The organism is Flavobacterium sp. MMLR14_040 (assembly GCF_033657265.1).
Lineage (GTDB): Bacteria > Bacteroidota > Bacteroidia > Flavobacteriales > Flavobacteriaceae > Flavobacterium.
The window spans coordinates 47021-54756 of sequence record NZ_JAWVWO010000029.1 but is presented as its reverse complement, the minus strand read 5'-3'; the positions used below and the strand labels follow the sequence as shown (position 1 = coordinate 54756).

10 protein-coding genes are annotated in these 7736 nt (G+C 33.4%); 6 read left to right on the top strand and 4 right to left on the bottom strand.

The genetic code is table 11. The features are described 5' to 3' along the window. Nucleotides 1-294: 294 nt before the first annotated feature. The 5 genes from SD960_RS22600 (at nt 295) to SD960_RS22580 (ending at nt 3999) form a co-directional block, all read left to right on the top strand. Complete coding sequence (locus SD960_RS22600) at nt 295-1143, top strand: helix-turn-helix transcriptional regulator (RefSeq protein ID WP_318806127.1); 849 nt, start codon at nt 295-297, stop codon at nt 1141-1143. Nucleotides 1144-1224: 81 nt separating this feature from the next. Beyond that, nucleotides 1225-1950 carry a siderophore-interacting protein gene (locus SD960_RS22595; RefSeq protein ID WP_318806125.1) on the top strand — a complete coding sequence of 242 codons (726 nt, stop codon included), beginning with the start codon at nt 1225-1227 and terminating at the stop codon, nt 1948-1950. Between the two features lie 122 nt (nt 1951-2072). Further along, the gene (locus tag SD960_RS22590; protein ID WP_318806123.1) at nt 2073-2501 is read left to right on the top strand and encodes an SRPBCC domain-containing protein; all 429 of its coding nucleotides are present in this window, start codon (nt 2073-2075) and stop codon (nt 2499-2501) included. Nucleotide 2502: 1 nt separating this feature from the next. Further along, on the top strand, nt 2503-2829 hold the full coding sequence (locus SD960_RS22585; RefSeq protein WP_318806122.1) for a metalloregulator ArsR/SmtB family transcription factor: 327 nt from the start codon (nt 2503-2505) through the stop codon (nt 2827-2829). Between the two features lie 198 nt (nt 2830-3027). After that, nucleotides 3028-3999 carry a hydrogen peroxide-inducible genes activator gene (locus tag SD960_RS22580; protein WP_318806120.1) on the top strand — a complete coding sequence of 324 codons (972 nt, stop codon included), beginning with the start codon at nt 3028-3030 and terminating at the stop codon, nt 3997-3999. A 384-nt stretch (nt 4000-4383) separates the two neighbouring features. Here the strand turns inward: SD960_RS22580 and SD960_RS22575 are convergent, their stop codons facing one another. Both SD960_RS22575 and SD960_RS22570 read right to left on the bottom strand, forming a co-directional pair. Continuing rightward, nucleotides 4384-5178: an alpha/beta hydrolase gene (locus SD960_RS22575; RefSeq protein WP_318806118.1), complete on the bottom strand. Its 795-nt coding sequence runs from the start codon at nt 5176-5178 to the stop codon at nt 4384-4386. Nucleotides 5179-5275: 97 nt separating this feature from the next. Next, nucleotides 5276-5692, bottom strand: a complete 417-nt coding sequence (locus SD960_RS22570) for an OsmC family protein (protein WP_042564539.1) — start codon at nt 5690-5692, stop codon at nt 5276-5278. A gap of 281 nt (nt 5693-5973) precedes the next feature. Between SD960_RS22570 and SD960_RS22565 the strand changes: the two genes are divergently transcribed. Next, complete coding sequence (locus SD960_RS22565) at nt 5974-6114, top strand: hypothetical protein (protein WP_318806117.1); 141 nt, start codon at nt 5974-5976, stop codon at nt 6112-6114. 58 nt (nt 6115-6172) lie between these two features. Here the strand turns inward: SD960_RS22565 and SD960_RS22560 are convergent, their stop codons facing one another. Together SD960_RS22560 and SD960_RS22555 are read right to left on the bottom strand one after the other, a co-directional pair. Continuing rightward, entirely contained in the window at nt 6173-6436 is a 264-nt protein-coding gene (locus SD960_RS22560; RefSeq protein ID WP_318806116.1) for a hypothetical protein, read from the bottom strand. A gap of 47 nt (nt 6437-6483) precedes the next feature. Beyond that, nucleotides 6484-7734, bottom strand: coding sequence for a 5-methylcytosine restriction system specificity protein McrC (locus SD960_RS22555; RefSeq protein WP_318806115.1), 1251 nt, complete (start codon nt 7732-7734; stop codon nt 6484-6486). Between the last annotated feature and the right edge of the window lie 2 nt (nt 7735-7736).

The window sequence follows — 7736 nt, the reverse complement described above, 5'->3', positions numbered from 1 at the left end:
AAAGTCTTAATCGAAATATGAGTCATGAACTCGGACGAACGAATAGTTTACCTTGGCTTCCTTTCTCAATCATAAATCTAATCAAATTTCAAAAAACAAATCTAAAGGACGGAGGAGAAATCTTCGCAAGAAGCTCGACAAAGGCTGAACTCTTGTTTGCGGAGTTACTTGCGAAGATTTCTCCTCCGTCGAAATGACATAAAATGAGAAAAAAAAATCAAAAAAGCGATCTCGAACAGATCGCTTTTTTATTGATATTTGTAAAATATTTTAAAGTAATCCCAACGTTATTCCTTGAAAAAAATCCCAATATACAATCAAAGTCCCGAAGCCGTTGGCGGTATTTTTATCGCTTATCATCGTGCTGAAGACTTGGCCAATTTTGATGACAAATTAGAGGCGCATCGAGATGATTTTTTTATATTTTTTGTACTTGCAAAAGGGCAGGCTGTGCTGAAATGTGATATGATTGATATTGAAATAAATCCTAATGATGTCATGATGATTAAACCGCTTCAAATTCATCATGGACAAGATGGTTCACCAGATGCAGCTGGATATTATATTGGCGTAGCACCATTTCTTATTCCCAATAACTGCATTGAGATTTTTCAAAATTTAAAAATTTCAGAGCAGCTTACTACAATTGATCCGGCATATCAGGAAGAACTTTTAGATACGATTTATTTATTGCACCGTTCGTTTAAAGGTACTAATCCAAATAGAACACAGATTATTAACGGTCTTTTTAACGCCTTGGTTTATAATTTGGCGACACTATATTTCGGCTCAAAAACTCAGGTAAAGGAATTAAAAAACCAATCAGCAATGATTTATGCCAATTTCAAGAAACTGCTTTCCCAACACAGTTTTTTAGAAAGTCCGTCTTATTTTGCTAAAAAATTAAATATTACTACGTCACATTTAAATGATTGTGTAAACGCTTCGACCGGCAAATCGGTTACGTATTGGCTTCAAAACGCCATGATTACAGAGGCGCAAAGACTGCTTTATTACACCGATAATGAAGTAAAAGAAATTGCATTTGCTTTGGGATTTGAGGATCATACTTATTTTTCGAGATTATTCAAAAAAGTAACCAAAGAAACACCGCTTGCCTTTCGAAAAAAATTCCGTGAATAGTCCAATCATCTCCATTTGTTATTCAATGCTTTTTTAGGGTTTTAGTTTCAATTTTGAATTGAAATTTAAAACCAACACAATATGAATTCTATGCCCAAAATTATTGGTGATTTTATGGAATTGGCCTTTAGTAATAAAATCTGCAAAGTAAGCGTTACAGGGACAGAAATGCTAAGTTCGAATATAAAAAAAATAACATTTAAAGGTGTTTTTCCTCATGTTAAATTCAAATTAGGACAAGCAATCGTCATCAGGATTGATGAAACGAATTATCGCAATTACACGCCCAGTAAATGGAACAGCCAAACTGGAACATTCGAAGTAATTTTTCACATTCACAACAACGGCCCCGGAAGTGAATGCATTAAAAACCTGAAACCAAATGATATTATAACGGTTGGCTTGCCCAGAGGTTTTAACGTGTATGATGCAGCAGCAAAATATCATTTCTTTTTTGGCGATGAAACCTGTATCAGCGTTTTTAAAAGTATGAAAGATGAAATTAATCGAACCGAAAATAATTATCTGGGCATATTAGAATTAGATAGTGCATCTATAGAAGTGCCTGCAAAATTAGGACTTATTGTAGATGTAGTTCCTAAATCGATCAATAAAGCAGAATTTGCCATACAATCTCTCCATAAATTAGATCCTGAAATTTGGAATTTGTGGCAAAACGGACAATTTTATTTATTGGGAAATGCAAAATCAATTCAGGCTTTTAGAAAGGCTTTGAAAGAAAAAGGAGTCTTGAACAAAAATATTTGCACCCAGCCGTATTGGGCAGAGGGGAAGATTGGACTTTAATTTGGATAGCTTTGTCAAAGTTTAAAACTTTGACAAAGCTTTGTATTTCAATATTTTTTTTAAAATAAATTGCGTAACTCAAAAGTTACCTATATATTTGTGTAACTTAAAAGTTACTCATTATGGAAAGAAGCATCAAACATCAGTATTTCTTTGCCCATTCTCCTGAAAAGGTTTGGCAATATTTAACCAATTCCGATTTAATGGAACTTTGGTTAATGAAAAATAACTTTCAACCCGTTGTAGGAACTGATTTTCAGTTCAGAATCAATCCGATTGAGAGTTTAAATTTTGACGGTATTTTTTACTGTACTTTATTGGAAATGGAGCCTTTTAAAAAGCTTTCGTATTCCTGGAAAGCAGGCCCGGGAGAAGGGAAGATTACACTGGATTCTGTTGTAATCTGGAAACTGGAACCAACGGCAGAAGGCACAAATGTTTTCCTGGAACATAATGGTTTTGCCAAAGAAGAGAATCTTGGTTTTTTCGATGGTTTCAATCATGGTTGGTTGGAAAAATTCGAGAAAATTGCCAACTTAATAAACGCATAAAATGGCTGTACCAACTCTTGATGCATTTCAGGTTATTGGAGATCCAAGCAGAAGAAAAATGTTGCTTTTGCTTTGCGAAGACCGCCTGACAATCAACTCGCTTGCCGATCATTTTGATATGAGCCGTCCCGCAGTTTCAAAACACATTAAAATCCTGAATAATGCGGGTTTTATTGCGATAGAAGACAGTGGGCGTGAACGTTATTGCAGTCTGAAAAAAGACGGTTTTGAAGAATTAAAAACCTGGATTTCATACTTTGATCAATTCTGGAATTCTAAACTGAAAAAGTTAGAATCGCTGATGGATGATACTAAATTGCCGAATTAAAGAGGTTTAACCGAAAGGCTGCTTTATTAATCTCGGCAAAGTCGCAAGGTCGCAAAGTTTATTTTCTTTGCGATCTTGCGACTTTGCGAGCATATTTTCGTACCAGATTAAAAAAACTTAGCGGACTTTGTGGTAAAATCTCATAGTTTATAATTTAAATTGATATTTTCCTATCTTTATAAAATAAAATTATAAGCAATGACTATTCAGCAATTAAAATATATCGTAGCCTTAGACGAAGAACGCCATTTTGCAAGAGCCGCCGAAGTTTGTATGGTAACCCAACCCGGACTTACGATTCAGTTAAAAAATCTGGAAGAAGAAATCGGAATCAAGATTTTTGATCGCAATAAAGTACCGCTAACGCCAACAGTACTCGGAACCGAAATTATCAACAAAGCCAAAAAAATTCTCCGTGAAGCCGATGAAATTCGGGATTTTGTGGTAAATGAAAAAAACTTGTTGGAAGGGGAGTTGAAGCTTGGTATTATTTCGACTTTATCGCCCTATCTGATTCCATTATTTATCAATGCGATGAGAGAAGCAACACCAAATGTACGTTTCATCATTCGGGAATCGAATACGGGACAATTGATGAAGGATTTAGAAACCGGTGCGATTGATGTTGCGATTATGGCAACGCCAACGGGAAATGCGAATTTAATAGAACATCCTATTTTTAAAGAGCCTTTTGTAGCGTATTTGAATGAACAGCATCCAATGGCAAAAAATGATTTTTATGAATTACAGCCCGGAGATAAAACTGAATTGCTGTTGCTTCATCATGAATTTTGCTATAACGCACAGCTTTTAGACATCTGTGGATTAAAAAATTCAGACAAAATAAAAGAGCAGTTTACGTATGATATCAGTTCAATCGAAACCTTAAAAAACCTCGTTCGCGCACAATTGGGTTTTGCAATAATTCCACAGCTTTCTGTTTTGAATGAAGCCGCAAGCGGACTTTTTAAACCCTTTAAAGAACCCATTCCGGTTAGGGAAATCAGTTTAGTAGTTTCAGATTCATTTTCAAAGAAATTATTACTCGAAAAAATGAACGAAGCCATCTGGAATTGCCTCCCGGATTCCCTCAAAAAAGACTTCGCTTATCGAAAAATCCGCTGGAATGATTCGCCTTATTTTGTGAAAGAAGTCAGCAAGTTTATGTAAACAAAAAGAAATTCCAAAAAAAAAATTCCAAATTCCAAATCTGTTGCGATTGGAGTTTGGAATTTTAAATATTAGAATTTATGTTTTTAGTCTCGATTTGTCATTTCGACGAAGGAGAAATCACACTAGAAACTCTGCAATCAAAATCGCCAGTCTTTGTAGTCAAAAGAAAACTATACACAATTTTGTCATTCTGAGGAACGAAGAATCTCCGCAAGTAACTCTATAAAGAAAGTCGCCAATCTTTGTAGAGTTACTTGCGAAGATTTCTCCTTCGTCGAAATGACAAGATCATGTCAATTCGAAATTTTATAATCGATTTTTTTAAGTTCCAGTTTTGGAATTTGGTTCCGAAGCTTCGGGATAAAAATTGGAATTTAAAATTTAATTATTAGAAGCCTCAATAATCACATTCGCCACTTTTACCGGCTGAGACATAAAAACCACGTGGCTTCCTTTTATCTCTGTAATTTTTGTGTTAGAACGTTTGTACATCGCGCGTTCGATATCAGGATTGATACTTTTGTCTTCAGTAGCTACGATTCCGTAAGAAGGTTTGTCTCTCCAGGCTGCTTTTGTAACTGGTGTAAGGAAACCTTTTGCGTGAAAAGCGCCTTGCGAAGCGTACATAAATTCAGCTTGTTCTTTGCTGATATCTGCAGCAAAACCCGCGTGGTATTTGGCTTTATCGTAATATACAATTCCTTTTTCGTCTACAGGCAATACACCATTTTCAGGAGCCGGAGGCGCAGTTTGAAGCCATTGTACAGTAGTTTCTCCGTTATCAGGCTGTAAAGCTGCTATGTAAACCAATGCCGCTACTTTTGAGTGATTTCCGGCTTCAGTAATTACAGTTCCGCCCCATGAATGTCCAACCAAAACTGTTGGTCCGTCTTGTTTGTCAAGAGCCAGATTTGTTGCAGCAACATCATCTTCAAGAGAGCTTAACGGATTTTGAACGATAGTAACATTGTATCCTTTTTTAGTCAAAACTTCGTAAAGCGCTCTGTATCCAGAACCGTCTGCAAAAGCACCGTGAACCAATACTACATTTTTAATTTTTGGAGCGACAGTTTTAGCCTGCGCATTAACATTTACAGCAGTAAATAATAAACTTAAGATCAAAGCGGCGAACAAGAAATAACGATTCAATTGTTCTTTTCTATATAGTGTTTTCATAATTTTAGATTTTAGAATTCAGATTTTAGATTGTCTGAAATTATTATTGATTTTTGATATTGATATTGATATTGAAATTGATATTGATTTTTGAAATTTAATTTAACGTAACCGATAAAGTAATTTCAGTATTCAACAATTTTGAGATTGGACAAATTTCTTTTGCTTTTTGAGCCGTTTGCTGAAAATCTTCTGCAGAAATTCCAGGTACTTTTCCGGTCAATTCTAATTGAATTAAAGTAATAGTTCCGTCTTCGAAAGTAACCTTTGCTACAGTATCTAAATCTTCCGGAACAAAACCGGCTTCAGAAAGTAAAAAGCTCAATTGCATGGTAAAACAGCCAGAATGTGCCGCTGCGATTAATTCTTCAGGATTTGTTCCTACACCTTGCTCAAAACGAGTTTTAAAAGATAATTGTGCTTCGTTAAGCGTTGTACTTTGTGTACTAATGGTTCCTTTTCCTTCCATTCCTGTACCTTTCCAGTTTGCGTTTGCTCTTCTTGTAAATTTCATGATTTCTATTTTTTAAAGTTGTTTTTAATTATTTCAAATCAGTTATTTGATTTTGATGAAGCAAAGGTATGGGGAAGGTATTTATAAATCAAATTAATAATTTTTTGGGATTATTAAATTTATTTATAATAGTTGGTTTGATTGGGAAGGTTGAATGAAAGTCTTTGATAATATTTTTCAATTATGGTTTTCCATAAATAAACTCTTGATTTATTGATGTTATTTGTTTTTAAGAGAAGTGATTGTCACTGAATCTTAAAGTAATAATTTAAAAGAATATTATGAAAACAATTGAAGCTATTAAGCCAGGGCCAAAACCAAAAAAGGAAGATGGGACATTAGATGAAAGAAGACGTGTTACGCCGGAAAAAAAGGAAGATTATCCACCTTTAAGAGAACATGATCATAAGAAAAATGAGTAGGAAGTTTAATTAAAGAAAAAAAGAGACAGTTTAGTGCTGTTTCTTTTTTTTTATTAGATTATTCATCAAAGCTGTAATCATCGTCTTCATGAAATGAAGCCCCTCCAATTCTTATCTCTAATTCTGCAAGTTCCATTACAATATCATTTAAAGCATTTAAATCGAATTCTTTAAATTCAATGATTACTTTTTTGGAATTAAGTAAATCGTCATAAAAAGAGGATAATGTTTTTGTATCAAAAATACTTGTATGTTTTAGAATACTTATAAATTTGATTCTAAAATTGCTATTGTTGGTTCCTAATAATTCAATGTGATGCATGAAAGTTGGATTTAATTAATCTGTTGCTAAAAACAATAATTTCAATGCTATTTGATTAAAAAACAATCTATAATTTCATCACCAATTTTATCATTTAGAGAATCTTTACCTAATTTGAAAATAGAACCTTTTCCTAAGCAGCATCCATGTTGTTTAAGTTTTTTGTCATTTTCAAACATATATTCGTGAACATGATGGTTTTGAAATTTTATAAATGGACTAAAATCTGTAGTATTTGATGGATACAAAAGCATTGCTTTATCAGATTTCCAATAATCATTATACACATACATTTGGCGTAAATCATGTGTTGAAGGTTTGCTGTATGAAATGTTTTTCCATTTTGTATCAATAATGAATTTCATCTCATCTTTTTCTATGACAATATCAGGTCGTATTGAAATGCCATTCCAAAAATGTGTCGATTGTTGGCCATAAACAGTTACTTCTCTATCTGATTGTTTTAGTCTGGCTAAAATATACTCCTCCCATAAATTATTCATATCAAATAATAATGCCAACATATTTTCTGAACCACTTGAAATATTTGGAGCAAAATTTAAAATAATGAATTTTGAAATTGCCAATGCAGTTTCATAAGGAGCGTTTTTTCTGGTCTTCTGAATTTTAGAAAACGTAGCTTCAGTAACTGAAATGTTTTTTACTTCTGGAAAATCTAGTTGTACCGTTTTACATTTAGAATATAAATAATTGCCTTTGGTACATTTTTCTACAATATTTAAAGCTTTAGAAATTATCTGATGAACAAGATGATCTTTGTCGTAAACTTGATGAGTGGTAAAAAATCGCTCTTTATGAACTAAATTTCTGCTAATATGTCCAGCAAATTCCAGTTTTCCTTTTAATGCTTTTACGTCACCAGTTTCCTTGTAATATTGTTTTATTAATCCCTGATGAATTAATAATTGAACTTCATTTAAAAACCACTCAAAATAAATATCTAATAGATGAATATTTTGTCTATTCACATCTGCGTTATCTAACTTTTGGACTTTTAACTTCTTAGTGACACGAAGCATTTCAATTAAGGCTTTTTGCCACACATTAGTACTCTTTCCATCATTATCAATTTTAGGCAAGATCTCAATTGTTAAACCATCAACCTGAATAACACCAACGAATTGTTTAAACACTACACCATTGTATTTTAAATCAAAATACTGATAATTATGCAGTGCATTAAGTTTAGAAAGAGCCACAAAATGTCGTGGCTCAAACTTACCTTTAATTGGAAGAAAGCCATGTTCAAAAACTTGGATAGTGTTTTCTTTTGACATGT

Coding starts and splice junctions, on each gene's coding strand:
- SD960_RS22560 (WP_318806116.1), bottom strand. CDS start 6,436: ATGCATCACATTGAATTATTAGGAACCAACAATAGCAATTTTAGAATC.
- SD960_RS22575 (WP_318806118.1), bottom strand. CDS start 5,178: ATGAAAACACTATATAGAAAAGAACAATTGAATCGTTATTTCTTGTTC.
- SD960_RS22570 (WP_042564539.1), bottom strand. CDS start 5,692: ATGAAATTTACAAGAAGAGCAAACGCAAACTGGAAAGGTACAGGAATG.
- SD960_RS22590 (WP_318806123.1), top strand. CDS start 2,073: ATGGAAAGAAGCATCAAACATCAGTATTTCTTTGCCCATTCTCCTGAA.
- SD960_RS22565 (WP_318806117.1), top strand. CDS start 5,974: ATGAAAACAATTGAAGCTATTAAGCCAGGGCCAAAACCAAAAAAGGAA.
- SD960_RS22585 (WP_318806122.1), top strand. CDS start 2,503: ATGGCTGTACCAACTCTTGATGCATTTCAGGTTATTGGAGATCCAAGC.
- SD960_RS22595 (WP_318806125.1), top strand. CDS start 1,225: ATGAATTCTATGCCCAAAATTATTGGTGATTTTATGGAATTGGCCTTT.
- SD960_RS22555 (WP_318806115.1), bottom strand. CDS start 7,734: ATGTCAAAAGAAAACACTATCCAAGTTTTTGAACATGGCTTTCTTCCA.
- SD960_RS22580 (WP_318806120.1), top strand. CDS start 3,028: ATGACTATTCAGCAATTAAAATATATCGTAGCCTTAGACGAAGAACGC.